Annotated in this window: 20 protein-coding genes; 12 read left to right on the top strand and 8 right to left on the bottom strand. The window is 37.4% G+C overall.

The annotated features are described in order from the left end of the window. Nucleotides 1-45 precede the first annotated feature (45 nt). The 5 genes from SKC36_RS10325 to SKC36_RS10305 all read left to right on the top strand — a co-directional run bounded on the left by SKC36_RS10325 (nucleotide 46) and on the right by SKC36_RS10305 (nucleotide 5,707). Nucleotides 46-1,080, top strand: coding sequence for an RES domain-containing protein (locus tag SKC36_RS10325; protein WP_459465810.1), 1,035 nt, complete (start codon nucleotides 46-48; stop codon nucleotides 1,078-1,080). Between the two features lie 152 nt (nucleotides 1,081-1,232). After that, nucleotides 1,233-3,149, top strand: coding sequence for a DUF4365 domain-containing protein (locus SKC36_RS10320; RefSeq protein ID WP_459465809.1), 1,917 nt, complete (start codon nucleotides 1,233-1,235; stop codon nucleotides 3,147-3,149). A gap of 677 nt (nucleotides 3,150-3,826) precedes the next feature. Further along, entirely contained in the window at nucleotides 3,827-4,159 is a 333-nt protein-coding gene (locus SKC36_RS10315) for a carboxymuconolactone decarboxylase family protein (RefSeq protein WP_459465808.1), read from the top strand. 106 nt (nucleotides 4,160-4,265) lie between these two features. Further along, nucleotides 4,266-4,838 carry a hypothetical protein gene (locus SKC36_RS10310; RefSeq protein ID WP_459465807.1) on the top strand — a complete coding sequence of 191 codons (573 nt, stop codon included), beginning with the start codon at nucleotides 4,266-4,268 and terminating at the stop codon, nucleotides 4,836-4,838. 425 nt (nucleotides 4,839-5,263) lie between these two features. After that, entirely contained in the window at nucleotides 5,264-5,707 is a 444-nt protein-coding gene (locus tag SKC36_RS10305; protein WP_459453670.1) for a hypothetical protein, read from the top strand. A 267-nt stretch (nucleotides 5,708-5,974) separates the two neighbouring features. On the opposite strand, the gene SKC36_RS10300 is transcribed toward SKC36_RS10305, so the two are convergent. Together SKC36_RS10300 and SKC36_RS10295 are read right to left on the bottom strand one after the other, a co-directional pair. Next, on the bottom strand, nucleotides 5,975-9,082 hold the full coding sequence (locus SKC36_RS10300; protein ID WP_459465806.1) for a glycosyl hydrolase: 3,108 nt from the start codon (nucleotides 9,080-9,082) through the stop codon (nucleotides 5,975-5,977). Nucleotides 9,083-9,310: 228 nt separating this feature from the next. After that, nucleotides 9,311-9,673 carry a MerR family transcriptional regulator gene (locus tag SKC36_RS10295; RefSeq protein ID WP_459453672.1) on the bottom strand — a complete coding sequence of 121 codons (363 nt, stop codon included), beginning with the start codon at nucleotides 9,671-9,673 and terminating at the stop codon, nucleotides 9,311-9,313. Nucleotides 9,674-9,781: 108 nt separating this feature from the next. On the opposite strand from SKC36_RS10295, the gene SKC36_RS10290 reads away from it, so the two are divergent. The 3 genes from SKC36_RS10290 to SKC36_RS10280 all read left to right on the top strand — a co-directional run bounded on the left by SKC36_RS10290 (nucleotide 9,782) and on the right by SKC36_RS10280 (nucleotide 15,009). Then, nucleotides 9,782-10,597 carry an SDR family oxidoreductase gene (locus SKC36_RS10290; RefSeq protein ID WP_459465805.1) on the top strand — a complete coding sequence of 272 codons (816 nt, stop codon included), beginning with the start codon at nucleotides 9,782-9,784 and terminating at the stop codon, nucleotides 10,595-10,597. A gap of 156 nt (nucleotides 10,598-10,753) precedes the next feature. Further along, entirely contained in the window at nucleotides 10,754-11,194 is a 441-nt protein-coding gene (locus SKC36_RS10285) for a DinB family protein (RefSeq protein ID WP_459453674.1), read from the top strand. A 413-nt stretch (nucleotides 11,195-11,607) separates the two neighbouring features. Further along, entirely contained in the window at nucleotides 11,608-15,009 is a 3,402-nt protein-coding gene (locus SKC36_RS10280; RefSeq protein WP_459465804.1) for a glycosyl hydrolase, read from the top strand. A 112-nt stretch (nucleotides 15,010-15,121) separates the two neighbouring features. Here SKC36_RS10280 and SKC36_RS10275 read toward each other — a convergent pair whose 3' ends face one another. Further along, nucleotides 15,122-17,545, bottom strand: coding sequence for a TonB-dependent receptor domain-containing protein (locus tag SKC36_RS10275; RefSeq protein ID WP_459465803.1), 2,424 nt, complete (start codon nucleotides 17,543-17,545; stop codon nucleotides 15,122-15,124). Nucleotides 17,546-17,784: 239 nt separating this feature from the next. On the opposite strand from SKC36_RS10275, the gene SKC36_RS10270 reads away from it, so the two are divergent. Together SKC36_RS10270 and bla are read left to right on the top strand one after the other, a co-directional pair. Further along, complete coding sequence (locus SKC36_RS10270; protein WP_459465802.1) at nucleotides 17,785-18,477, top strand: CPBP family intramembrane glutamic endopeptidase; 693 nt, start codon at nucleotides 17,785-17,787, stop codon at nucleotides 18,475-18,477. A 62-nt stretch (nucleotides 18,478-18,539) separates the two neighbouring features. After that, the gene (gene bla / locus SKC36_RS10265; protein ID WP_459465801.1) at nucleotides 18,540-19,310 is read left to right on the top strand and encodes a subclass B1 metallo-beta-lactamase; all 771 of its coding nucleotides are present in this window, start codon (nucleotides 18,540-18,542) and stop codon (nucleotides 19,308-19,310) included. A 66-nt stretch (nucleotides 19,311-19,376) separates the two neighbouring features. On the opposite strand, the gene SKC36_RS10260 is transcribed toward bla, so the two are convergent. The 4 genes from SKC36_RS10260 to SKC36_RS10245 form a co-directional block, all read right to left on the bottom strand. Further along, nucleotides 19,377-20,243, bottom strand: coding sequence for an alpha/beta hydrolase (locus SKC36_RS10260; RefSeq protein ID WP_459465918.1), 867 nt, complete (start codon nucleotides 20,241-20,243; stop codon nucleotides 19,377-19,379). A 577-nt stretch (nucleotides 20,244-20,820) separates the two neighbouring features. Beyond that, nucleotides 20,821-21,771, bottom strand: a complete 951-nt coding sequence (locus SKC36_RS10255) for a nitrilase family protein (protein ID WP_459465800.1) — start codon at nucleotides 21,769-21,771, stop codon at nucleotides 20,821-20,823. 54 nt (nucleotides 21,772-21,825) lie between these two features. After that, nucleotides 21,826-23,523 carry a GMC oxidoreductase gene (locus tag SKC36_RS10250; protein ID WP_459465799.1) on the bottom strand — a complete coding sequence of 566 codons (1,698 nt, stop codon included), beginning with the start codon at nucleotides 23,521-23,523 and terminating at the stop codon, nucleotides 21,826-21,828. A gap of 3 nt (nucleotides 23,524-23,526) precedes the next feature. Then, nucleotides 23,527-24,423 carry a sugar phosphate isomerase/epimerase family protein gene (locus SKC36_RS10245; RefSeq protein ID WP_459465798.1) on the bottom strand — a complete coding sequence of 299 codons (897 nt, stop codon included), beginning with the start codon at nucleotides 24,421-24,423 and terminating at the stop codon, nucleotides 23,527-23,529. Nucleotides 24,424-24,670: 247 nt separating this feature from the next. On the opposite strand from SKC36_RS10245, the gene SKC36_RS10240 reads away from it, so the two are divergent. Together SKC36_RS10240 and SKC36_RS10235 are read left to right on the top strand one after the other, a co-directional pair. After that, nucleotides 24,671-25,096, top strand: coding sequence for an antibiotic biosynthesis monooxygenase (locus SKC36_RS10240; protein WP_459453683.1), 426 nt, complete (start codon nucleotides 24,671-24,673; stop codon nucleotides 25,094-25,096). 120 nt (nucleotides 25,097-25,216) lie between these two features. Beyond that, nucleotides 25,217-25,510 (top strand): hypothetical protein, encoded by a 294-nt coding sequence (locus SKC36_RS10235; protein WP_459453684.1) that lies wholly within the window; start codon nucleotides 25,217-25,219, stop codon nucleotides 25,508-25,510. A 276-nt stretch (nucleotides 25,511-25,786) separates the two neighbouring features. Here the strand turns inward: SKC36_RS10235 and SKC36_RS10230 are convergent, their stop codons facing one another. Further along, nucleotides 25,787-26,698 carry a LysR family transcriptional regulator gene (locus SKC36_RS10230; protein ID WP_459453685.1) on the bottom strand — a complete coding sequence of 304 codons (912 nt, stop codon included), beginning with the start codon at nucleotides 26,696-26,698 and terminating at the stop codon, nucleotides 25,787-25,789. Between the last annotated feature and the right edge of the window lie 76 nt (nucleotides 26,699-26,774).

The raw sequence follows: 26,774 nt of genomic DNA, 5'->3' as shown, positions 1-26,774 counted from the left end.
AGTGGTCATTATAAATCGACACTCTGAAAATAGACTATTAACAAAATGAAATTCGATTTTCCAAAATTACCAAAAGCAAGAACATATGGTAGCAAAATGACACCCGAACTAGAAGTTTTAATGAAACTTGTTCTGGGAAATACAATTTCTAACCAAGAAGAAGATATTTTAAAAGAAGCGATAGAGTTTTACAAACAAGCATTTGGATATTTAAAAAGTATTGACTTATCTGCAATAGTTGAAGAAGATTTAGAAGAAATATTTGACTTCTTGAAGTCAGTATTTAATATGGAATTGACTATTCAGAATAAAATTAACTTCTACAACGTATTTAGAGTAACAACTGTATCGGATATGTTTTTAGAAAATGGAAAAGTTAGAGATATAAAGTTTATAAAAAATCCACCGAAAGAAATAATAAAAAAAAATGGTGTTTATGGAAGAGCTAATTCACCAAAATCCTCTATTTTTTATTGTGCGTTTGAACCAGGAGTTGCCGTTTTGGAAACTAAACCAGAGGTTGGGCAAAGAATAATAATCGCAAATTGGCATAATGACAATGCGAAAGACTTTATTTCCTATCCAATTACAAACAATAAGACAATTGACAACGAAAGCCTAAAATCTGCAACTAATGCGTTTCAGAAAAGAATGCAATATAATCACCCTCTATTTGCTGACATATTAGATTTGTATTTGGACTTTTTAAGTTCAGAATTTGTAAAAGACATTAAAGTAAAAAATCCAAAAAAATACGAGTATCTGTTTAGTGCATATTTTGCAGATAGAATTTTAGATAATTCTTTTGAACCAGTAGAACACCCAACTGAACCAATCAAACATTACGACTGTATAATTTATCCGTCAATTGCTATAAATCATAAATCAGAGAATTTGGCAATTTTACCACAATCAATTAATAAATTGCGACCATATCAACTTGAAGACTGTATTGTTGTAAAAACAATGTATGACAATCCCGACCTTGAAGACGATAAATTACCAATTTTAAGACAAGTGTTAAGAACAGCAACAAAATTTGATGGAGATAAAATAATTTGGGACGATGACGAAGAATAAGAACGAACTGCTAACAGCCGCTTTGCAAAAGCGGGGGGTGTGTGCTTTTTTTATGGCAGTGAAGTGCTAAATTCAAGCTTTGTGCATTTAATGAAGTTTCGTGCTGAAAATTCCCGCCTTCGCAAAGCGGCAAAACTTTATGCACCATTTTAATGAAACGACCAACTCAACATATAACCGAGACAATTTCACATCGAATTTTTGAGGACTTAATTCCAGTTGAATGGGTTATTCGAGAGATTAAACCCGACTATGGTATTGACTACTTAGTTGAAGTTTTTAAATCTGGACAATCGACTGGAATCACTTTTTTTGTACAGCTGAAAGGAAGCGAACAAGAAATTAAAAATGACACGTTTGAAAAGCAGTTTGGTGTAAACAATTTAAAGTATTACGCATCGTTGGCACTACCAGTATTGATAATGTGTGTTTCAACGACAACAAAACAAAGTTGGGGGATTTGGGCAAACAAATTAATTAAATCTCTAAATCTAAAACCAGACCAAGAAACTGCAAAATTGAATCTCGGGTCTGAAAATTTAATAACTGCTGAGTACTTCAATCAAATTGAAACCGAGTTAAAAATTGTTTCTCAATATGGACTTACAATATCATCAAATTCTGATTTAGGGAATATTCTTGGAAGTAACATAGGAAAGTTTATTAATCACTTCTTTTCGGATACATTTGCACTTAATAATTCATATTTACCCAAACATTATAATTTACAATTTTTGTCACGTGGGGGAAATCTCTTCCTTTTGTTGGATGGTCCATTTTTTAATAAAGAAATTGAAATCGAAAGTTTTGAAATTGAAAATCCATTACTTCACAGGCCACTATTTAATGAAGACGATATAAATATTACAAATGCTAAAATCCTTAAACTGCTAGTAGTTGCGTTCGCAAGAGAAAACTTAAATGGCAGCTTAAAACTTTTGAAAAAGCTAATAGAGAAGGATTATTTCAGCACAGAAGACGATGGAATGAGATTCGATCCTTTAGGAACTCTACAATCGGCTATTAATCAAAATTTACTCCTACAGTTTAACGAAATCACAAAATCTATAATAAGAAAGAAGCTATTTGATGCTTTTTTGTTTTTTGATTTAGCATACTTTGTCCATTGCAAAAATTATAGTGAACTCCTATATCTAAGAACTGAAAATTTACGATTAGCAATTCAGCACTCTAAAGATTTTCCCACAACGGGAACTTGTTATTATAATATTGGAAATATTGAAAGAAGTTTATCTAATACGGATGAAGCAATTGAGTGCTATTTCAAAGCAAGAAAGTATTTGCCTGACTACGAAAAAAGAAAACACTGGTGGAGAGAACTGGCAGGACTTCTATTTATTAAAGGTCATTACAAACTAGCAGAATTGTTTTATACAAAATCAATTGAATTAATCGAAGAAGATAATCCAAACCGGTATTTCAGATTGGAACAGATTCAACCAAACCTTGAGTCAATTGTCTATGCGCTGATTGGTGATTGCCTGCTCTTCCAAGGCAAGTTTTCAAAAGCGAACGAATGGTTTGACAAATTTTTTGAAAGACAAAACAGCAATAACTATGAGTGGTATTTAAAAAGAATCATTACAAACCGACTTATTGAACTAGGACTTGATGACAAAAAAATAGAAGTTGAAAAATCGATAGAACTTTGCGAAAATGCTGTAAGCTTAGTTGACCACAAACTTCAAATTGCAGAATTCACAAAGGCTGTAGAACTTAACCCAACAAATGCTCTTGCTTGGTTTAATCTTGGTGTTGCAAAAGATAAAGAGCAGCAATTTGAAGACGCATTTTACTGTTTCCTAACCACTGGGCTTTTCCAGGACGGAGACAAAGAAGCTCAGTTCAATGCTTTGTTAATTTCTTTTACACAACAACAATACAAAATGTTCACCCTTGTTCTTCAATTTATTGTTGAAAAGCACGGAGAACTTGTAGCCAACGATTTATCAGACTATTTTATGAATAAACCAATACCATTTGATGTAAAAAAGAGGATCATTGAGGGAATTACGAAGTTGACAAAAGTAATAAAAAACGGTGCATAACACTGGTTTTGCGTTAGTTGACGGAAAGTGTAAATAGAAATATTTGAGCAATAAATAAACGATGATGCTGGTAGACAGTTTTCGGTTTCAAAAGCACACCTCCGTAAAGCCTCATAACGTTGGAAAACATACTGTGCTAACACATGTGTTTTGGGAATTATACCCTTTAGTGGCATTCATTATTTATCCATAAAGAAATTGGATGATATTCATTTTAAAATATCTACCAAGGACTGGAACAATGGTGCAAATGTTTAGAATCATGACGTAATGATGATTGACTTGGGGAAATTCAATTTCAGCATTTATCATTATAATGAGATTACACCATGTTTTTAATGCTTATAAAAGTAAAACGTAGCATGTATTTCACTTAAATTTTATAAAAGTTGGAAGAAATGAAATCCAAGTATTTTACACGATGTTCATCAAATTGAAATAATTTGAGGGGAATAGTTGAAACTTAGATTAATTATCTTTTCAAAAAAGTTGATTTCCAATCAATTTAGATAGTTTTATCGTTAATGATGGCTGCAACATTCCTCCTATTAAGGGAGCAAGATTCAAAAAGAGGTCATTTTCGACCTCTTTTTTTGTTTAAAACCCATCATATCTTTCTATAAAGAGACATTTTTTGTGGTTGCAACATTATTATATTTGTTAAAATTTTATAAAAGATGACTGAAGAAAAGAAAGTATCTGCAGCTGAAAAAATGTTAGGGGATTTTGCCCCAAGATTATTGGGATACACGGACAATGTGTTGTTTGGTGATGTATGGGAAGGGAAAGAGCTTTCAAGGCGTGAAAGGAGTTTAATAACCGTTGCTGCCTTGGTTGCTGGAGAACACTCCAACCAACTAAAATTTCACTTAAACTATGCTAAGGAACACGGCTTGACGGAAGCGGAGCTTGTGGAAGTTATTACGCATCTAGCATTTTACGTAGGTTGGCCAAAAGCAATGACTGCCATTATGATTGCGAAAGAGGCATTCGAAAAAGAGAAATCATAGTAGTAGTCTTTTAAATGATATTATTGGCTGCAACATTCCACTTAATAAGGGAGCACAAATCAAAGTAAAAGGGTTATACTTGTATAGTGTAACACTATTTAATTTTATGAAAAAGTATTCTACTTTATTTCTGATATTTCTCTCGTTGAACTTGTATGGACAGTCAGTTCAAAAAAAGAATTGGGAGTATTCTAAAGTTGTCTATAATTCTACAATCAAGAATAAAATAATTATTACCAATAGTTTACCTAAGGGAGGGGGAATTGTTTCTTATAAGGGAAAAGAGTACAATTATTTTATTTTTTGGACTAATGTGCGTAATGAAGCATCATCGCCTCTGGATTTAAAAATTAAATTTCCAGCAATCATTTCTTTTAAATCTAAAGAATCGTACGCCAAAGTAGCCTTTACAAAGTCAAATATGACAATTGACAAATTGCAAGAGTTTGATTATGGTCTTACGGGTATACCAGCTCTTTTAAATAATGAATTAAAGGATTTGAATAATAGAATTGCGCCTTCCAATAATTATTTATTTTACAGTGCAATTTTCATCCATAAAACAAAATTTCCGGTTAGGGCAGAATATATCATAAAAGGTAAAAAACTATTTTACAAGATCGCAGACGGTACAGATGTTGTAATGGTTCCCTGCGGTAGTCTTGATTTTAAAAATTGACAATTGCGATTTTTGCTAAATGGAAATCAAGAAATGAACCTCCTTCAAAATTGTACGAAGTTCAACCCTTCAATTTGCTAATGGTCACATACTCAATCATCGTATTGTAGTTGCAACTTTCGTCGAAAAGGGGAGCAAACAGAAAAGTCATCAGAAATGGAGATTTTTTTGTTTTAAAACCAACGGAAATTGCTGTATGGCGACATTTTTTGTGGTTGCAACTTTCTAAATTTCATCTCCTTATTTTTAGAGAATTTATAATCCTAAATTAATGGAATGGAGAGAAATGTTGCCTATCGAATCATTTTGAGGGTTTAATATTGGATTTTGTGATTCGTGGCCTGAAAAGAGTTTTATTTTTTGAGCCTTTTAATTTCAGGAAATAGTATTTTAGGGTAGATTTATTCAAAAATTGGAAAAAATTTATGCCATTATTCAACGTCAATTCAATAGTGAGTGGCCTAAGGAAAAATTATTTTTCAACCATATACTTATTTATTGGATTTTTAAGTCTGTATTTTTTCACCTGGACTGGAAAATATTTATCAATTACCTATCCAGATAAGCCTAGTTTAGAGATGGGTTTAAGGGTTATGTTGAGAAGTAGACATATTTTTATACTTCTAATTAGTTTGGTAGAAATAGGAATCGGGGTATATATCAAACAGTGTCTAACTAGGACATATTTAATGATTCAATGGTTAGCATTTCTTTGTATTATTCTATCTCATATATTATTAATCTATGCATTTTTCTTCGAGGTGGAACTTGTTCATATCCCAAATACTCCTGCCTTACATTATGCAACATATATCTTGTTAGCAGGTATTATTTTGCACGTATTGACCAAATTTGAATCAAAAGATTAATTTTTTACAATGGTTATTTAGCTTTTTTAAAGTGCATCAGAACAAAAGGATGCTAGGAAGGGAGCATTAACCCAAAAGAGGTCATTTTGACCTCTTTTGGATTAAAAACTAGTATAACTTTCAGAAAATAAACTTTTTATGGGTTCATTTTTTCCATTTACAAATACCAAATTTCTGAAATGTCTTTGTCATAAATAGTACATTGAATTAAAGGGATTGTTTGCCAAACATTGTAACTGCACGATTCGTAGGGCAGATGCTATGTTTCTATTTTCCTGAAATGATAACTTTATTATATGGATGCAAAACGACAGGTCCTACCAAGCCATATTCCTGAATAATTCCCCTGTCAGATGCGGCTTTATTCAATGACACTAAGCGATTGTTTAGAGTAGTTGCCACTCGTACTTCAATCGTGTTTTTCCCCGCTTGCAAGGTATTTCCAAGATCTGCCTCCGCAGCAATTTGGTCAATGGCAACGGCCGTTCCGTTCACTTTTAAAGTGAAGGTGTCAACCACTTGACCCAGTTTCAACCGAGCCCCATTTTTTCCTGGGATCCAGTCTTTCGGTAATTCCAAAGTATAGCGATAGGTTCCTATACCTGAAGCGTTTTTCAATTCCGCAATGTCTGGCCAAGCCTTTAAACCATTCAAGCTTAGCTCAACCTTTGCCTTGTCAGTCACTGCACTTGCAGCACCGGTACTTCCGTACGGATTAGCAGGTTTCCAGTCTTCAACCTGTAAACTCCAAGTTCCCATAGTCAAATCCATGATAGGCAAAGCCGCCGGAATTTGTGAAACTACTTTTTTGCCATTGCTCAGGGTTGTGGTGTATTTTCCAGCTTGACTCGCATGTACGGCGAATTGTCCATTGCCCATTGAATGGATTCCATCCGCGGTGGTCGATTGTACGAAAAGCGATTGGCCCCTAAGGCCTAATTTAGCAGGATTTGTGCTTAGGCCAATTAACATCGACTCATCAACCTCTAAACGTACGTCAATGATTACGCGATTGCCTACACGTTGGTATTTTGCAATGGGACTAATTTCACCTGACCAGGCATTCAACATAAAGGGATGACCCTCTCCTTCTAAACTTATTTTTTGTGCCAAGGCCGTTCCTATTTTCGTTCCATAACTAGGCCCTTTGCTTCGCATGGTTTTAGGTTCTTCAAAAATATTGCCAGGCGTTCCTTGGAGGTTTTTATAGCGCTCTTCGGTGCTATATCCAGATGGTGGAATTTGATCATCGCCTTGGTTGTACAAGAAATAGTAGTTCGTCCCCGAGGTTGGATCAAATCGACGCATACTCATAAGCGCAGAAGGTTTTTCAGTTTCCGCACTAGGTAAAATCCCCAATGATTTCAAAAGACCAGGAACCTCCTTTTCTGTGGCCACCGAATGAACCGTGGCAAGGCTTTTCAACTGGCCCAATACTTGTTGTAATTTTGAATCTTCGCCAGGGGTATTTCCTGGAGTCCGACTTGGTAGAGGCCCTACAACAATCACAGGGAGTCCTTTTTTAGCATAATCTACCAGTTTTTCAGCCATGGTTAGGGGCAAAGTATTTTTAGCTGGATTGTAAACAGAACCAGTTTGTAAATGCCCGTTTAAAATAAAGGCTTTGTATGCAGGTCCTGCCTCATAAAGCCGTTGATTACTCACGCTTACCTGAGGCAAATTCATCAGCGTCGGGTTTAAATAATCCCAAGTAAATCCCTGTTCCTGCAAACTTAAATCATTCCAAAAACGAATATTCCCCACACCTGCTACGAAGGGAGCCGGGAAGGAATAGTTTTGCATGTAGACAGCCACGTCAATTTTAGCGCGCCCTTGTTTTAATACTTGCTCATTCCGTGCCATCCAAGTATTGATCATTAGCGCATCTGCTGCCCAAATAGGATTTCGGGGGCCCCAACTATTCGCGAAATTTCCCTCTCCAAAGGTATTGTATCCCGGCCATACCGACTTAGGGTTGAATGTATAGGGATATACGTGGTAAACGCCTTTGCTTTGTCCACTGGCAAAGTTTTTGTTTTGGCGAACCAAGATATCTTGAAACGTTTGGGCGTAATTCAATGAACGTGCAGCAGCTAATTCGTTCGAATACCAAGTATTCCCGCTGATGTGGTTTGCGGAGGCCATCGGGCGATACACATCAATTTGATCTCCTGAAGAAAGGGTTTCGTGTTCAGGCCGATCAAGGTAATAGGTTACGTCCAGCTGGTCTGGCGTATTTACTGTAGGAACATCTTCAGGTTGTAAACGAAGTGCTAAATTGTAGCCATGCGCCCAGTCGCTAAACGGTTTAATGCGGTTTTCAACGAATAAGTTCGTTCTAACTTTATTGTAATCTGCTCGGATGCGAACATCACTTTTGTCGGAATAAGTATAATAATGCTTGATGTCCATACCTCCGCCTCGGGGGCCCCAAACACGGTCAATTCCGGCATCAATCAGCGTAACTAAATGAGGCATGAGGTCATAACCAACTTGTGCTTTAAAATCGCTAGCCATATTACTACTCCAAACGTCACTTGGAGCACCAAATCCGTCAATCGAATGGGAGTCGATAAAAATATCACCCTGGTTTAACTTTAAAAGTGCTTTGATGCTTGGTGTCCAGTAGGCCTCATATCCTTGAATGAGCAGTTGGGTCCCTTCCTTGCTAAATACCTCCGGCTGGGGATCTACTCCAGCCATACGAATGACGATGAGGGCCCAAGTTCCCTCGCCTGCTGGAGCCGTCCAAGTTAAATAGGCGGACATGGGTTTTCCAAAATAGCCTGTGGATTTCCCTGCGAGGATTTGATCAGTGAGATTTATGCGTGTAGAGGCATCGATGGTTAATAATTTTGAACCTTTGGAGGGCATTTGGCTAACCCGATAGGCGTGTACAGCTAAAATAGCACCTTTGCCGGGTAGAGAATCTGCATAGGCCTTCCCCGCCACCAAAAGCGTATCTGAGGCAGAGAGTGTTTTACGAGCGTAATCGTGTTTAATTGAAAAATTACCAGGAATAGGTGCACCCGTTTTGTACTTTAAGCTGATTTTGATGCCGAGTTCATTGCCTTTTTTTAAGAGGCCCTCGATTTGAGCTAATGTAGGTTCACCGCCTTGACCGATTTCAACTCCAGCAATTCCTGCTGCTTTTAGTTCTACTAATTGCTTTTCCAATTCAGCCATTTCTGCCGTTTCCGGTGGAAAATTCCAGCGAACCCAGGGAAAATCTTCTGCCTTCGGATTGGCAAAAGAATTTTTTGTTAGGGGAGTTACAGAATTTAATTTCGGGTAGGAGGGGCTCCAATTTGATTGCTGAGCAGTAGTGCTGAAAACAATAATTGAAAGTGTCGCAATAAGGACTAATTTTTTCATTATTAATTAGTTATGGTAATGTCAGACAAATTATAGTTAATTTTTTCTAACACTTTCCCTAGGATAGTAGTTAATCGATGAAACTACTTTTTTTTGCGACACACTTTGTCTTTGAAATGTTATATGTTCTATTTTATGAGGGTAATTTTTATAGTGTGAAATCTAACATCTGATTTAAAAAATAATAACTTCAAGTATTCGGGTTTTCAATCCTTTTTATTCATCATTTTAGCACCTATCATTCACCACATCCTCTTTAAACTGAAGGATTTGCTTTTTCATTTCCTTGATTTCTTTCATTTTTTGCTCTAAGGAAATCAGTTTATCATCCAGTATTTCCAATTTTTGTTCCTTGGTATATTTTTGCTTATACCAGGCATCAATCATTTGACCAATTTCCTTAATCGTAAATCCTACCGATTTAGCATCACTAATGAACTCCAATTTTTCTACTGTTACCTCATCATAGTGAAAGTAATTATTCGATTTAACCGCTTCATTTTGTTTTCCCTCAATTAAGCCCGACTTTTCATAAAAGCGGATGGTGTGTGGGGAAAGCCCCGTTTTTTTAGATAGTTCATTTATTAACATGAGGTAAATATAAAGGTTAGAAAAATAAATGTCAACCATACACTATACTCTAATGTTGCTGGTTTAAAAATTACCGAATAGTTTTGTTCAAAATCTAACAAACGAAATATGAATAAGACGGTCATGATTACAGGAACATCCAGCGGAATAGGCAAGGCAACGGTATTTGAGTTTGCCCAACATGGATGGAATGTCATCGCAACACAACGAAATCCAGAAAAGGAAACAGATTTCCAAAAATTGGCTAATGTAAAATTGTATGCCTTGGATGTTACCAAACCCGAAAGTATTAAATCGGCCATGTCAAATGCTCAAAGTGATTTTGGGAAAATTGATGTGATCATTAACAATGCTGGCTACGGTGTGGATGGGGCTTTTGAGGCCATGTCCGATGAAATTATCGAAAAACAGTTTAATACAAATGTGTTTGGTTTAATGCGAGTAACAAGGGAGGCGATTCAAATGATGAGACCCCAAGGCGGTGGAACCATCATACAAATTTCTAGTATGGGCGGAAAAATCACCTTTCCTCTGTATAGTATTTACCACGCTACCAAATTTGCTGTGGAAGGTTTTACAGAATCTTTACACTATGAATTGGCTCAGTTTAATATTAAAATGAAACTCATAGAACCAGGTCCTATTGTGACAGATTTTTATGGAAGGAGTCGGCAATTTGTTAAACCCACAGATACTAATCAGTACGATAACTTTATTCAAAAATTTAATGAAGCAGCTGAGAAAGTAATGAAGGATGCCGAAGGTCCAGAAGTAGTAGCCAAAATGATTTACCAAGCTGCAGGTGATGGTAGTAATCAAATGAGATATGCGGTGGGAAAACCTGGCCCCATGTTGTTAATGCTGAGGAAATTGCTTTCAGATAAGTGGTACTTTTGGATGGTTCGCAAAAGCTACAATCTATAATTGACCTCCGCTCAAATTACATAAAGCTTTGTTGATGGAACAATGAAATAGCTACATCATTTCACCAACTTCGTGAGTAATAAATATAAAAAGGTTATGCTTTTATCGTGTAACCTTTTTTATTTGTATCAATCATGAACATCAGAATTATAGAAAATGGAAAAAGAAATCTTCAAAGACCTTTTGGCACAAAATATTCTTTCTTGTAGTTTTTCATTGAATCTCGTAAATGGTAATAATGTCTCGAAATCTTTAAATGAAAATACATCTTCTGTTGGGTTCATTTATAGACATATTGCTGAGACAATGCTACTATTTGGGAATTTTTTTGGTAAACCAAGCGAGGTTCAAAATACGACCATGGGGAAGCTAGATGAGGGACAGGGTAATGATTTTGAGGAAAGCAGAAAGTTAATTGAAAAAGGATTTCAAATGCTAGAGGAGATTATAGAAAGTACGCCAGCCGATGGGTGGTCAAAAAAAATTGAAACTCCCTTTTTTGGAACGGTTTCAACAGCAAGGTTATTTTCGCACATACTATATCATAATTCATATCACTCTGGTCAAATAGCCCTTGCGATTAAAAGAGGTATTTAAATTATGTTACTTCACGACCTTTTTTGATGGAAATTCCCTCAATTATCGAACGCCACTTTAATTTTTTTGAGGAAGAAGTACGATAATGAAAAGCATTATTATAACTAAGTTGGGTGTTTTTTTTATCAAAACAATAATGAAATGATCTTTTGATTTTACCGATAATCAGTTGACAAATTAGGCCGGCCGTATATGATATTAGGCCGAATCTTAGTCAATAAAATCACGAATAAATGGTTCAATCGAATGGGGTATTAGAGGATTATTTATCGCTATGAAAGTAATTTAATTTGGAATATGATTTTATCATAAATCCACCTAATTTGATTTTAATTTCAGAAATTGTTATACCCATTTATTGTCAATTTGCTGAAGAAGCACAATGGCTTTATATTTTAAAAAATCACAAAATAATGATAAAGTATATAACTGGCATCTCATTAAGAGTTAGTTTTTTCGTCGCGTTTTTACCTTACCTATTACAAGCTCAACAACCCAGCGATTTAAAAGAAGGATTTACTAATCCGACTAATTCATATAAGCCGATTGTTTGGTGGCATTGGACAGGGAGTAATGTTACCAAAGAAGGAATTAGTAAAGATTTAGCTTGGATGAAACGGAGTGGAATTGGAGGGTTTCAGGCTTTTGACGTTTCAATTGGAGGGGGCCACACCATCGAATCGAAGGTTAAATATTTATCGCCTGAATGGTTAGCCCTCATTAAGCATACTGTAGACGAAGCAGAACGCTTAGGTTTAGATATGACCATGTTTACAGCTGCTGGGTGGTCTGAAACCGGAGGAACCTGGGTAAAGCCCCATGAGGCCATGAAAAAATTGGTTTGGAGTGAAACCAAAATCAAAGGAGGAAAAATATTCAAAGGTATATTACCGATACCACCTACATCTAATGGCTTAATTCGGGATTTACCCAAAAGAACTGCGCTCCCAACTGACCCCACTTATTTTGCCGATCAAAAAGTCCTTGCCTTCAAAACACCAGGCAATTCAGGTAATGAAGCAAAGCCAAAAATTACAAATGAGCGTGGAGAGGTGCTTTCAGGAGATCCTTTGTTAGACGATAATTTGTCAACCAAGATTTCCATGAACGTCCCCAAACAAGACAAACCTGTTTATTTGCAGTATGAATTCGAAAAACCGTTTAAAGCGCGTTCCTTTTCTTTTGCTATGTTGGGAACAACGGCCTATCCGAGTACTTTTCTTCGTGCAGGCTATGTACAATCGAGTGAAGACGGGGTAACTTATAAAACACTTTTCCCTCTTCCTGGGCCTCAACATGATATTCGTGCTTTACCTGTTCGAACTATTTCTTTTCCAGAAGTTACAGCAAAATATTATCGAGTGGTATTTACGACGGGCAATGGTAATTCAACAGTGGGCGGACCGGATGATTTTGGAGGTTTTCGTCAACCAGCCTCACCACCCACCTCTTTTGATCTTTCAGAGGCCATTTTTAGTACAGTGGCAAAGATTAATCGCTGGGAAGATAAGGCTAATTTTGGCCCCATGTTTACCTTTGAAGAGCTTAAAACACCTCATGTTCCAATAACCGATGTTATAAAAACCAATGAAGTCCTTGACTTAACTTCTAAAATGAAACCAGATGGAAGTTTAACTTGGACCGTACCAGCTGGTAATTGGACCATCATGCGTTTTGGTTATTCCTTGACAGGAGCAAAAAATAGCCCTGCAATGCCAGATGCAACAGGATATGAAGTGGATAAATTAAGTAAGACCCATTTGGAGTCTTATTTAACGCAATGGGTAAAACCTATTAAAGAGGCAGTCGGAAAAAATTTTGGTAAAAGTTTAAAATATTTTCTCATAGACAGTTATGAATCGGATGCACAGAATTGGACGGAAAGCATGCTTGCGGAATTTAAGTCACGAAGAGGCTATGATCCAACGCCCTATTTACCGGCATTAGCAGGGAAAATTGTAGGAAGTGCCGAAGTTAGCGATCGATTTTTGTGGGATTTTAGGTTGACATTTGCAGAACTGTTAGTTGATAACCATTATGCGGCCATTACCAATTTTGCGCACAAGGAGGGAATTTTAACCTATGGAGAGGTGGCTGGTATTTCAATGCCCATTATTCAGGATGCACTTCGGACTAAAAATGCAGTCGATATCCCCATGGGAGAATTCGGGATGGGTCGCGGTTTAGGAAGTGATCGTAATTGGACTACCCCAGCGGATTTAGAAACTCAAAAAGCCTATGGTGGAGCTAATGAACGCCTAAATGCACATCAATCTGACATTCGAGAAGCAGCATCTGCCGCTCATATATATGGTAAAAAAGTAGTAGCGGCTGAGGCGTGGACTGGAGGTGGTTATGAAGCACCAGCTGACATGAAATTTATAGGGGATTATTGGATGACACAGGGAATTAATCAAATTGTTTTTCACACTTCGGCACATCAGCCTTTAGATACTAAACCAGGTAGCGTGATGGTGGGAACCCATTTTCACCGAAACATCACATGGGCTGAGCAGGCAAAACCTTTTGTGGATTATATCACGAGAAATCAGTACATGTTACAACAAGGCCGCTCGGTTGCCGATATTGCCTATTATTTAGGTGAGGACATACCTGCGGTGGTCCCTTATTGGGAAAAATTGAAAAATGATGTTCCTGAGGGCTTTGATTATGATTATGTGAATGCAGAAATTTTAATGCGTTTTGAGGTAGAAAATGGTGAATTGGTGTTGCCAAGTGGGGTGAAGTATAAGGTCCTGGTATTGCCAGAAAAGCAAACAATGACCTTGCCAATCTTAACTAAAATAGTTTCACTTGTTAAGAAAGGAGCTATAATCGTGGGTCCAAAACCAGAAAAGTCACCCAGCTTAATGGATTACCCAGGAACTGATATCTTGATTGCGAATTTGGCAAATGAATTATGGGGTGCGGCAGATGGGAAATACATCTACCAAGCAACTTATGGCCAAGGGAAAATATTTAATAATGCACCACTAATAGGAATTTTGGGCCAATTAAATGTAAAACCGGATGTTATTTATACGAAACCAAACTTGGATACGAAGCTTACTTGGATTCACCGAAAAACCGCTGACGTAGATATATATTTTGTGTTAAATGTTCGAAATCATCCAGAGGACTTGTTGCTTAAATTTAGGACTGAAGGAAAAAGGCCAGAATTATGGTATTCTGATGAAGGAATTTCAAAACCTGTTTCGTATAAAATGTCCAATGGTACCACGCAAGTAAAGCTACACATAGGAGCCCAAGAGTCAGTATTTGTAGTCTTTAAGGAATTAGATACTCAAAAAGAAGTTGAAATATCCGATAATAAGCCTATTGAAATATTAAATATAAGTCAAGCTTGGAAGGTTTCATTTTCAGAAAATATCAAATATCCTTTATCCTTGATCATGGACCCGTTGGTTTCATGGTCTAATCGGCCAGAGGAAGGTATTAAGTATTACAGTGGAACAGCCATATATAGGAATGATTTTGATCTAGATAAGTCGTTAATTGGTAAAAAAATTTGTTTAGACTTAGGTATTGTGAAGGACATCGCCACGGTGATTGTAAATGGCAAAGAACTTGGCACCCTTTGGAAATTACCTTATCAAATCGATCTTTCTAATGTAATCAGAGAGGGTAAAAATAGCTTGGAAATTAAGGTAACGAACCAGTGGGATAACCGCATTATCGGGGACAAATCTCTTCCAAATGATCAAAGAGTATTAAGTTTTACTCCTACGTTTGGCGTGGGACAAAAATTAAAAGAATCAGGATTATTGGGACCGCTTGTATTAAAAGTAAGATAATAGATTTCAAGGCTGATAAATCCTATTTAAAATAAAACCTAGAATCCACTTTAATTAGTCGGATTCTAGGTTTTATGGTTTAGATGATACTATTTTTCAAAGGAGCGTATTTTTAATTGATAAATCGCAAATTTAAACCTACATACCAGGTACGGCCGTCGGCAGGTAAAATACCAGGACCAGGGTATCCGCCAGAACGCCGCGTAAAATAGCGTACATCTGATAAATTATTTACCCCAAATTTCAGTTGAGCGTATTTTTTAAATTTGTAGGACCCTGAAATATCCTGTACTTGGTAGGAAGGAATAAACCCAGTAGTGGCAGCGGCATTGGGGCTAAAAGTATTACTCGCGTCTGCAAATGTGGAACCGATGTCGCTGATTTGCCAACTTAATGATAGGCCTTTTTTTGAATAGCTTATTCCATATCGATTGATTTTTTGCGGGGCATTTTCTACTTGTTTGCCTGCCAAATTTCCTTCTACAATTTGGCCATTGGCTATGGATGTCGTCTTAAAGTCTAAATATCTAGCGTCAATCGCTGCAATGGAGGCGAACATAGAGATATTTCCCCATTTTTGGTGTTTTAACCAGGCCGTGGTAGGGCTGAATTCGACATAGGCCTCCATCCCTTTAGAAACAGAATGTCCCAGATTGGTCCGATATTGATAGATTTTTCCATCCGTATTCATTTGAGAAATTGTTCCCACACGATTGTCATAGTCGAGGTAAAAGTAATCTACATCAAAAGTTAGGTAATTGCCCAATTCACCACGATAGCCTAGGTCAAAATTGAAACCTTTGGCATCTTTTAAATTGGGATCAATGACATCCGTGGTAGCTGGGGGTAATAAGTCGGAAGCCAATACCGGACGATATGCTTGAGCGATGTTGCTATAAAGCTTAGTTCTCTTACTTACCTTATATTCGGCTCCAACTCCTGCAAGTAAGAACGAGCGACCTCGGCTAGTGGGTGTGGCAAAGATGGCAGACCCCGATGAGCTTAGGCCTATTTGTCCCATCATGTGTGTATCAATTTGTTCCAAGCGTCCACCGAATGTGATAAGTAGGGGATCAGATGGTCGTAAAATTGTTTCAGCGAAAGCAGCATAATTGGTATTGTGGAATATTAAATCTCGGGTAAATGGTCCTTGTATGGAAAAATCCATGGAGCTCCCTTTACTTCCTGCGCCCTGTTGTTTTCGTTTAATTTCCCCTGAAAAATAACGAAGGCCTGTCGCCAGGGTATTCTTCCATGAGCCCAAGTTATAGGTAAGCAAATAGCGCATTTCTAGTCCATTGGTTTGGTAAAAATCTTGATCTACTTGACGTGTTCCTAATGGATCTACTTCATTAATGGCTCTGGTGAACCCCACTGAGCTTCTTTCGGCGGTGGTACCAAAATATTTAATGGAAATTTTGGAATCGGTATTGATTACATAATCCGCCGTTAGTGCATAGATTAGCCATGGATTGCTAAACCAGTTTCTTGCCCGCATACTTTGCTGAGAATTTTTAGCAAATTCCCCATCAGTCAATCCGCCAGGCTGTTGGCTTTGCGTATACATGTAGGTCAATTGTGCACCAATTTTCACCTTATTGCTTAGTGCATAAGATAGTTCTGCATGGGAATGGTCCGTATTAAAATAGGAATTTTGTCGCCATCCGTTTCCGATTCTTTTTTGATAATACGCGGTATAGCTTAGTCGACCCGAGGTTCCGCCAAGGTAGTTGAAGGAACTGAAAAGTCCATTATTCCCCGTAGTATTTTGGCTTTCGATAAGGAGTTTAGTCGAAATGTCGGGTTTACGCAATACGAAATTCATAAGTCCACCAAATTGTGGCCCATATTGCAATGAACTGGCTCCACGAATGATTTCGATTCGGTCAACTACCTCCATGGGTGGGGTATAATAGGCTTCTGGATAGCCCATGGGATCAGGCGTAATATCATATCCATCCATGCGTACATTGAATTCCCAGGACCGGTTGGGAGATAGGCCTCTTGAAGCTACACCAAGTTGAATTCCTGAGCCATCACTTTCCCAGATGGAAATCCCTGGTGTACGGGAGAAGATTTGACGCGAATTATTCATCGCTAAATTGGCCTGAAGATTGTCGAGTACAATGACTTCATTTTTTTTACCTGCGGTGATGGTGTACTCATTTACCTGTGGTAAAAATGCATTGCCCTTCACCCCAGATTGAGCATAGACAGAAACCTCATTCAGTTCGGCAGCATCATTTAGGACAAAATTAGTGACCCTTTGTTCGCCGTCATCCAAAGTTATCTCTTGTACGCTCGGCTTATAGCCCACAAAACTTACCTTAAGGGTGTATTGGCCGGCTTTTAAGCCTTTTAGTAGGTATTTCCCAGACATATTGCTTTGAACTCCTCGCACAGTTCCTATGAGCACGATGGATGCCCCGGGAAGGGGTTCATGAGAGGCGGATTCTATCTGTCCAGAAATTTGAGCACTTTGGGGAAAAGTTGGTACATAAAATAGTAATGTGGCTACAAAAGCAAGATATTTCATTCAAAATTTATTTAGACTAATTATAAATAGAGTACAAATGTAGCTTGTAAAATTAAGCCATGCAAGCTATTTAGAATTATTTTAAATAATATTTGTTTGTTTTTCTGGGTCAAATAAGAAGACCAGATTAATAAGAATTTCTATTTTTAATCTAAAGAATGGATGAACCCAAGCTTGGGTAATCCTTGTCGGATGATGGGTTTAATTATAGGATTAAGTATATTCAAGAAAAAAACGGTATGCTTGGACTATTCATTCAACTAGTCATATCTTATTTCATCATTCGCTGGCTACAAAAAGAAGACCTTACTGTATTAGGGTTAAAACCAACACAAACAAAAATCAGGGATTTTTTACTTTTTTGTTTACTAGCAGGTTTGTGCAGTTCTATTACATTCGGCTTGAGAATGGTATTTGCCCAAGAAATGTGGGTTTTTAATAGTTCTCTGACTGGCCAGCAAGCCTTCCATGCTATTTGGTATCAAATAAAATCAGTCATGTATGAAGAGCTGATTTTTCGAGGGGTTTTATTCTATATTTTGATTAAAAGGTTAGGGGGCACCAAAGCGATTTTAATTTCTTCTACCGCTTTTGGGATATATCATTGGTTTAGCTATGAGGTATTTAATAACCCCATGCAAATGTTTTGGATCTTTGTCATTACATTTTCGGCGGGATATATTTATGCTTTAGGTTATTTCAAAACGAAATCCTTATATGCGCCAATGGGGATGCATTTTGGGTGGAATATGGTCCAATCATTTGTTTTTTCTTCCAGTAATACCGGAGCGGGTTTATTTGTACCCAAATTACCTGTTCCTCAGGTTCAGGTGTCTTATTTTACCTATTATTCAATAAGTTTTTTGCACCTAATTTTATTTATTGTGGTTTTTGCATTGATTTTCCATAAAAAAAAGATGAAAACGAGCTAGTATTTTTGGCTTCTTATTAAGTGCCTAAATTTTCAACAAATACAATTTTATAGGTTTTCTCAATGACAGGTTTTATTCAAAAATTAAGGACTTATTCTTTTTTTTCACTTCTAGTGTCATCTTTGGTTTTTTGTATTTTAAGCAATGTTCAGGGTCAAGTTTTTAAGCCTAAAAAAGTATATCAATCGGCGGATTTACAGATCATTCAAATTTCTGAAAATAGCTTTTTACATACTTCATATCTTCAAACCAATGATTTTGGGAAGGTGCCTTGTAATGGATTAATCAGTAGAGATGCAAATGAAGTAATTGTCTTTGATACTCCTACCAACAATAAAAGTGCGGATGCATTAATCAAATACATTAGGGATGTTCTTCATTGCCGAATAAACGCCATTATTCCTACTCATTTTCATGATGATTGTTTAGGAGGTTTAGCCGCATTTCATGAAAATAATGTTCCTTCTTATGGGAATGTAAAAACAATCGAACTGGCCAAGGCAAACCAAACGGCCTTTCCACAACATGCATTTAAAGATTCCCTGAAATTGAATCTGGGTCAATCCTTTGTCATGGCATCATTTTTTGGAGAAGGACATACCAGAGATAATGTAGTAGGATATTTCCCCAAAGAGAAGATATTATTTGGGGGCTGTTTGATTAAGGAAGTGAATGCTACGAAGGGATATTTAGGGGACGCGAACGTCAGTGAATGGTCTAAAACCGTAGAGAAAATCAAACAGAACTATCAGGATGTTCGGCTAGTGATACCAGGACATGGAGAAATAGGAGGAAGAGAATTGCTGGATTATACGATCTCGCTCTTTAAGTGATGTTGGTTTTCTTATTTATTGCCACTACCTTGAAATGATTGTAACTTCTTTTCTTATCATTTCGATTTACTTAGCTACCAAAAATTTATTAACCTCTAGCCAGTGCATAAAGGCATCAAACCAGCGGTTACTTGTCCTATTCGGATTTCCTAAACCAAATCCATGCCCCCCGTTTTGATATAAATGAAATTCAACGGGTCTGCCAGCTTTAAACCAGGAATCAATGATACCGAACTGGGAATTGAATAGAAAATCATCTGAGGCGATGACATTGAACATGGGAGGAGCATTTTCTGGAACTTTTACAGGGCCCATTCCCCCGTAAATGGGACCAATGAAGGCTAATTTCATAGTCTTGGAATTCAGCGTGGCATGCATGGTCAACCCAGCACCTGCTGAAAAGCCAATCATTCCGATGCGTTGGGTATCTATGCCCCATTCTTGAGCGTTTTTAACAATCATGGCATAGGCAGCTTCTGCATCTTGCAATTGATTACTAAGGTCCATTTGTTGAGGCGCTGGAGTAGTGGGTTTTGAGGGGTCATCCGATTTTGCCGGAGCAGGACGAGGGCGGTTCATCCAAGCTTTGAAATCTTCCAATGATTCAGCAGTTGGGAAAAGGCGGTATTTTAACACAAAGGCCGTGATGCCTTTTTTGGCTAAGGCTTCAGCTACTTCCCAACCTTCATTACCCATAGAAAGCCAACGGTATCCACCGCCTGGGGCCACGATAATTGCTGTTCCATTTGCTTTGCCTTTTTCGGGGAAAAAGGGTGTAAGGGTTGCTTTGGAAATGTTACGTGCCATGGGATCTCCCCATTGGCGAAACCAAGTTTCTGGTGCCGGCTGGTCCTTTACAGATCCTGTGCCTAAAGGGATGGCATTGGGTTCTTTGGGGGCCTCCAAGGGATAGATAGTTCCATCTTGAGCCATCGTATTCCATGCCAAACTGGTAAGTAAGAGGATGAAATTGATTTTAAAAGTCAAGGAATAGTTATTTTTCATAATGGCTAAAGGCTTGGTAATAAATAAGTTATAACTATGATTTTATTTAGAAGAACTAAAATACAGTTTAATTTCTATTATTTATAAGAAGGGTTGCTCAAGTTTCATATTAGGGTAAAATGGTAGTCACAGGCACTTCGAATTTTGATAAAAACGGACTTAATGTGAAATCTGGTATAGCCATTGTCCAAATTCAAATCCATTTTTCCATAAGGCGATAATCATAGCTATCGCAAGGATCGGAAATAAGATTTTAAAGTAAGGGGATTTAAGAAATTCTTCCTTTGTCATGGTTGTTCGTATTTATTGAATCTGATGAATTCTTGCCTTTTTAGCTGATTTTTCAAATTGAATTAAATACTTTTTTCGCTGATTTTGTCGAATTATGAACTAAGCGTGGAGAATTTTATGATGAACTAGTGAAATGGTAGGATGACGGGTTGAATTTTAAAATGAACGACTAGATTTTTATGCTAATATTTTGGGATTTATAAGACCGGCTTTTTTATTTCCCCTCCAACCATACCACTTTCTGCTCTGGTGTATGATCTTGGCTCAGGATGTTTTTGTATAAGTCAGGACGACGGGCCTTCAGGTAGCGGTGGCCGCCCGCTAGGCTGAGTTTATCTGGGATCAGGGTGGCTGTGACGAAACTGTCATCGAAAGTACGGCATTCAGCTATGATGTCACCAAAGGGGTCAATGATCATGGAACAACCATTTTTTAATTGGTCATCATCCATGCCTATGGGATTAGAAAATATGGCATAAATGGCATTATCGTAGGCTCGGGAAGGAAGCCATTTCATCAACCATTCTCGGCCTTTCATGCCATCAAATTCCAACCGTAAAGAAGTTGGATCGGCCTCTCGGTTTTCCCATAATTTAGGGTCCACAAAGCCTGCACCCGGGCGGGTAGATGGGGTACACATGGTCACATGCGGCATAAAAATAATATCGGCACCTAATAACTTGGTGGCTCGTACATTTTCAATGATATTATTGTCGTAACAAATCAAAATACCACATTTCCAGCCTTTAATTTCGAACACACAATACGCATTACCCGGGGTTAGATGTGGATTGATGAAGGGATGTAATTTTCGATATTTGGCCACTAAGCCATTTTTGTCCACACAAACATAGGCTTTGTATAAATGGTCCTGCGCATCTTTTTCAAATAGTCCTGCCAAAATAACGATGTTATATTTCGCCGCTATTTCTTTCAATTTGATGATGCTTTTTCCATCTGGAATGGGTTCTGCCACTTCCAGCATTTGTTCTTTGGAAAGGTGGCGAGCAAATGTATAACCTGTGATGGAACATTCATGAAAGGCAATCACTTCCGAACCCTCCTCAGCGGCTTTCTTCGCTAGTTTTTCAATGACGGATAAATTATAATCTTTATCGCCACTTTTATTTTCAAATTGAGCTGTTGATATTTTTAAATTTTCCAATGTATTTATGCGTTTAAATGAATCCCATATTGTTCAAAATTAAACATGTAAGCCTTACCAATTCAGCTTCTTTTTTTCCCTAACTGCATAATCCACAGCCCGGGCAGTTAGGGCCATATAGGTTAGGGAGGGATTTTGAGTTGAGGTAGAAGTCATGCAAGAGCCATCGGTCACAAATACATTTTTACAGTGGTGCATTTGGTTGAAAGCATTCAACATGGAGGTCTTGGGATCGCGGCCCATTCTTACGCCACCCATTTCATGATTTTCATTTCCGGGTAACCGTTTGGTATCAATGGGCTGTATATTTTTGAAACCAGCGGCCTCATACATTTCTGTGAATTGTTGATGAAAATCTTTTAACATTTTCTCGTCATTGTCATCATAAGCAATGGAAACTCTTAGTTGAGGAATACCATACTTATCCTTCAATTCTTTATCCAAACGAACGGTGGAATGAGCTTTGGGAATGGTCTCTCCCATCATACCCACATTGATATACCAATTTCCAAGCTTTTGATTTAATAAGGATTCCTTCAAGGATTCTCCCATCAGGTCTTTGGCATTTTCTATCACCCGACTGGCGGTAAGATTACTGGCATAGCCTCTTAAGAAATCCGTTTCTTGTTGATAAACATTTCTAAACCGGGGTATATATCCTGAGGTAGGTCTTTTGCCTTCTGTTTTATAGTCCAAATTCCCATCATATTCGGCTGTTATTCTTCCTCGATAACTGTGAAAAGCCATATGTGTCCCCAATACACCTGAATCATTGCCTAAACCATTGGGGAAACGAGATGAAACGGAATTCAATAAAATTAAATTAGTAGCTAATGGTGAAGCATTTACAAAAATGACGGAAGCAAAATATTCCTCCATTTCATGAGTTAAGGCATTAACCACCCGGACGCCAATGGCCTTATTTTTCTTTTCGTCAAAGAGAATGGAATGAGCAATGGCGTGCGTTTTTAAAGTTAGGTTTCCTGTATTATAAGCTGCAGGTAAGGTGGCGGAATTACTGCTGAAATAACCACCATAGGGACATCCTCGCTCACAAAGAGTTCGATTTTGGCATTGGGTTCTGCCTACAGTGTTATGGATTTTTTCTGCTTGACTTAAATTGGCAGTTCTTGCAATGATTACATGTCGATTTGAATACTTATTTTTTAAAACCTCGCCAAAGTGTTTCTCTACACATGACAATTCATAGGGTTTGATAAAATCGCCATCAGGTAATATTTCTAGACCATCTTTATTGCCAGAAATCCCCACAAATTTTTCCACATAACTATACCAAGGTGCGATGTCTTTATATCGAATAGGCCAGTCGACCGCGAATCCATCCCGAGCAGGACCAGTAAAATCAAAATCGCTCCAACGCTGGGTATGACGACCCCATAAAAGAGATCGTCCTCCTACATGATAAGCCCGAATCCAATCGTAGGGTTTTTCCTGAATATAGGCTTGTTCTTCGTCCTTGGTTAAAAAATGAGCAGTAGCTTCAGAAAAGATAAAATTTTTACTGGCAATTTTATAGTCTTTTTTAATTTCCAAAGGGACTTGTCCCCCATGGGGGAAATCCCATGGTTGATGCATGGCAGTGGGATAATCTGCTACGTGTTTTACATCTCTCCCTCGATCAAGAAGTAAGGTTTTTAAGCCTTTTTCTGTGAGTTCTTTGGCAGACCATCCTCCACTTATTCCAGAGCCAATGACTATGGCGTCAAACGTATTTTTATCCTTTGCACCCATTTTTTAATTCCAAAATTTTGAAAAGTTTTTTGAGAAATGTGGTAGAGCTATTTCTGGTTCTTGGATCTCTGGATGCCAAAGTTTTTCCCATTCAAAACTATAATAACCCGAGTATCCCCCCTTTTTTAAGGCATGAAGTGCTTCCTTAACCGGGGCATTGCCTTGTCCCAATAAGGTATATTTTTCTTCCTTATCAGAAACAATGGCATCTTTAATGTGTGTATGAAATATATATTTTTTCAATTGCGCATATACCTGCGCGGGAGGGTCCTTGGTGATAGACCACATATTAAAGAAGTCCCAAACAAGACCTACATGAGCATGATTCGTTTCTTGCATGATTTGTAGGAGCATGTCACTTTTTATGACTTTCCCGTGGGATTCTAGGAGAACTTTTACGCCAGAGGATTTGGCAAAATCCCCGAGTTCAATCAATGCTTTAATGATGGCGTGGACCGTTTCTTTTTCAGGCTGATCTTTGGGCAGGTCATTGGGAAATACCCGAATAAATGGACAAGATAAACGACTGGCTAATTCGATGTATTTTTTGGCTTCGTCCAGATTACTTTTTCTTTTTTGGGAATCTAAAAAATGCATATTGGCCGATGAACCTAAATTCACAATTTTCAAATTTAAATCAGCTGTTTGCCGGAGGGTGGATGCTATTTGGGAAGAAGAAAAGATAGGATTAGACGGAAGGTCCAAATCGCCTTTAATTCCTCTAATTTCAATTCCTGAGTAGTTATTTTCTGAAGCATGTTGAAGAACCTGAGAAAAATTCCATGCTGGGCAACCCAAGGTAGAAAAGGATAAAAGTGCTTTGGTAGGCTTATTAAAATCTAAGGCTGAAAGCCCGATAAACCCGGCACCTTGTTTCAAAAATTCTCTTCGGTTTTTCATTTTATTTAGATCGTTAATTGAATTTAATAAAATTATTTCGAAGTCAATGTTTTTGAAAATTTACCTTATGTATGCCAATGGATTTATTTGGTTGAAGTGAAGAGAACAAGTGAATTAAATTTACCAATACCAGAAGGCTGGATTTAATGCAGGACTTAGTTGACCCAATAGGAGGGCTATTTATTTTATAATCAATGACTTAGACTTTTGTTTTTTCTTATTACTTTCACGAAAAGATAGAAAGTATATGCCATTTATATCCGTTACTCGACTTCGTATTAAATCCCTCTTTTTTTTGATTCCCTTTATTCGGGCCAATGAAGCTTCTGCCAAAGCATTAAAAACTTCGAAAGGGCTTTTGAAAGGGAAAGAGTTAATGGATAAGCATTTTACTTTTTGGACCCTTACGCTTTGGGAAGATGAAGAATCCATGAAAGAATTTAGGGGGTCACCTGCCCACAGAAAAGCGATGCAACAGCTACCTAATTGGTGTAATGAAGCCTCTTATCATCACTGGGTGCAGGAAGACCAAGATTATCCTACTTGGAATTTGATCGCAGAAAAACTGTATACAGAAGGCAAATTGAGTAAAGTGAGAAATCCATCTAAAGCGCAAATGGAGAACCAATTTCCTCCGATAAAATGGACTAAATCGGAAAGAATTTTAAAGTAATGAGTTGGGGAAATATATATACGTAATAATCTGAAATGTTAATGTAATACCTTTGCCCAAATTTGGCTTCCATTGATGGATTTTATCGTATTTTCGAGGTTTAATTAAATTCATTTTTTCATGAATCGCCTAGAATCATTTAAGAAGTCTCTACAATTTTCCACACCAGAAAGCCATTTTTCTCCCATTCTCAAGAGTCTTTGGTTTGATGCTAAAGGTGACTGGGACATGGCCCATGCCCAAGTGGATCAATTGAATGATCGAGATTCTGCCTGGGTGCATGCCTATTTACATCGGAAAGAAGGAGATCTTTGGAATGCCGATTATTGGTATGCTAGGGCCAAGAAATCTCGACCTAATTTTTCTTTGGAACAAGAGTGGGAAAGTTTGGTGTCCTATTTTTTGTCGGAATGATTTTTATAACCTGGTAAAAATCAATGAATTGTTGAACTTCATAGGGGACGCATTATAAAAAGTGGCCATTATATGTTTGGAGAGCCTATAAACTAGTCCTAGAAAAATGCATAAATTTTATTTATGATTATCATAAATAAATTTAATTTTTAAATATTATTAATCGTCTATAATTTATGAAACTTTTAACTTCCACTCATTCTAATTTCGGAATGGGTTAGTTTATTTAATGAAAAAATATTCCAGAAAAGCCAGGCACTATGTGTATGGCTTTCTTTATTTAAAGTACTTCTGGCTTATCTGATCTTTATGCTCCTTCACATAGCGTAAAAATGCGTCCGCTACCGGGGAATGTTTTTTCCCTTTTAACCAAACAAGCGTCCACTGCGTGGTAATGGGTAATCCCTTTTGAGGAATAATGCGTAAGGAGCCATTTTGTAATTCATTTTTAATACCTATAATAGGCATGATGGAATAGCCTAGGCCAGCTATGACGGCTTGTTTTACCGCTTCATTTGACATTAATTCAATTTTTTTGAGAACCCGTATTTCTTGATTAGCCAAGAAGGTTTCCATGGTGGTTCGAGTTCCAGAGCCCGCTTCTCGGAAAATAATGGGAAGGTTCGTTGGCAATTGGTTTTGGTTAAACTCAGGATTTTGGTCAAGAAGTTCGGAGTTTCCTACCAAGTACAATTCATTTGTAATTAGGTCCATGTATTCATATTGATTGCCTTCGATGGGAAGAGAAACTAAACTAAAATCAACTTCATTTTGCTTTAAACTTTCAATAACCTTTCCTCTATTGGTCACATCCATGGATAATTCTACCCCTTGATTGGCCTTTAAAAAATCAGTTAAAAAATAGGGGAGAACATATTTTCCTGTGGATACTACGGAGACCTTTAATCGACCGAAAAGCTGTCCTTGAAAAGCCCGCATTCTATAATTGATGGCATATACTTGCTCTATAATTTCTTCTGCTGATTCGGCGATTTCCTTTCCAAAATCTGTCAAATAAACCTTTTTACCTACAATCTCAATCAAGGGTAATTCAAATTGAGATTGAAAATTTTTTATTTGGATGGATACCGCAGGTTGAGTCAGATTTAACTCTTCAGAAGCCTTGGTGATGCTCTTGGTTTGAGCCACCTTCACAAAAATTTGGAGTTGATTTAAGGTATAGTTCATAAAAATTATTTATGTAATTCATTATAAATTTAAATAAAATTTAATGATTTATTGGTATTTATTTTGCACCCAGAAA

The sequence above is a fragment of the Aquirufa sp. OSTEICH-129A genome (genome assembly GCF_054558355.1).
Note: the sequence above shows the minus strand (reverse complement) of the source record. Positions and strands in the feature narration are given on the sequence as shown.

What these genes read in the sequence shown, in the direction of transcription:
- SKC36_RS10250 (WP_459465799.1), bottom strand. Translation starts at nt 23,523, where the DNA reads ATGGGTGCAAAGGATAAAAATACGTTTGACGCCATAGTCATTGGCTCT.
- SKC36_RS10295 (WP_459453672.1), bottom strand. Translation starts at nt 9,673, where the DNA reads ATGTTAATAAATGAACTATCTAAAAAAACGGGGCTTTCCCCACACACC.
- bla (WP_459465801.1), top strand. Translation starts at nt 18,540, where the DNA reads ATGACAGGTTTTATTCAAAAATTAAGGACTTATTCTTTTTTTTCACTT.
- SKC36_RS10270 (WP_459465802.1), top strand. Translation starts at nt 17,785, where the DNA reads ATGCTTGGACTATTCATTCAACTAGTCATATCTTATTTCATCATTCGC.
- SKC36_RS10285 (WP_459453674.1), top strand. Translation starts at nt 10,754, where the DNA reads ATGGAAAAAGAAATCTTCAAAGACCTTTTGGCACAAAATATTCTTTCT.
- SKC36_RS10320 (WP_459465809.1), top strand. Translation starts at nt 1,233, where the DNA reads ATGAAACGACCAACTCAACATATAACCGAGACAATTTCACATCGAATT.
- SKC36_RS10305 (WP_459453670.1), top strand. Translation starts at nt 5,264, where the DNA reads ATGCCATTATTCAACGTCAATTCAATAGTGAGTGGCCTAAGGAAAAAT.
- SKC36_RS10240 (WP_459453683.1), top strand. Translation starts at nt 24,671, where the DNA reads ATGCCATTTATATCCGTTACTCGACTTCGTATTAAATCCCTCTTTTTT.
- SKC36_RS10245 (WP_459465798.1), bottom strand. Translation starts at nt 24,423, where the DNA reads ATGAAAAACCGAAGAGAATTTTTGAAACAAGGTGCCGGGTTTATCGGG.
- SKC36_RS10315 (WP_459465808.1), top strand. Translation starts at nt 3,827, where the DNA reads ATGACTGAAGAAAAGAAAGTATCTGCAGCTGAAAAAATGTTAGGGGAT.
- SKC36_RS10300 (WP_459465806.1), bottom strand. Translation starts at nt 9,082, where the DNA reads ATGAAAAAATTAGTCCTTATTGCGACACTTTCAATTATTGTTTTCAGC.
- SKC36_RS10230 (WP_459453685.1), bottom strand. Translation starts at nt 26,698, where the DNA reads ATGAACTATACCTTAAATCAACTCCAAATTTTTGTGAAGGTGGCTCAA.
- SKC36_RS10325 (WP_459465810.1), top strand. Translation starts at nt 46, where the DNA reads ATGAAATTCGATTTTCCAAAATTACCAAAAGCAAGAACATATGGTAGC.
- SKC36_RS10310 (WP_459465807.1), top strand. Translation starts at nt 4,266, where the DNA reads ATGAAAAAGTATTCTACTTTATTTCTGATATTTCTCTCGTTGAACTTG.
- SKC36_RS10235 (WP_459453684.1), top strand. Translation starts at nt 25,217, where the DNA reads ATGAATCGCCTAGAATCATTTAAGAAGTCTCTACAATTTTCCACACCA.
- SKC36_RS10290 (WP_459465805.1), top strand. Translation starts at nt 9,782, where the DNA reads ATGAATAAGACGGTCATGATTACAGGAACATCCAGCGGAATAGGCAAG.
- SKC36_RS10280 (WP_459465804.1), top strand. Translation starts at nt 11,608, where the DNA reads ATGATAAAGTATATAACTGGCATCTCATTAAGAGTTAGTTTTTTCGTC.
- SKC36_RS10275 (WP_459465803.1), bottom strand. Translation starts at nt 17,545, where the DNA reads ATGAAATATCTTGCTTTTGTAGCCACATTACTATTTTATGTACCAACT.
- SKC36_RS10260 (WP_459465918.1), bottom strand. Translation starts at nt 20,243, where the DNA reads ATGGCTCAAGATGGAACTATCTATCCCTTGGAGGCCCCCAAAGAACCC.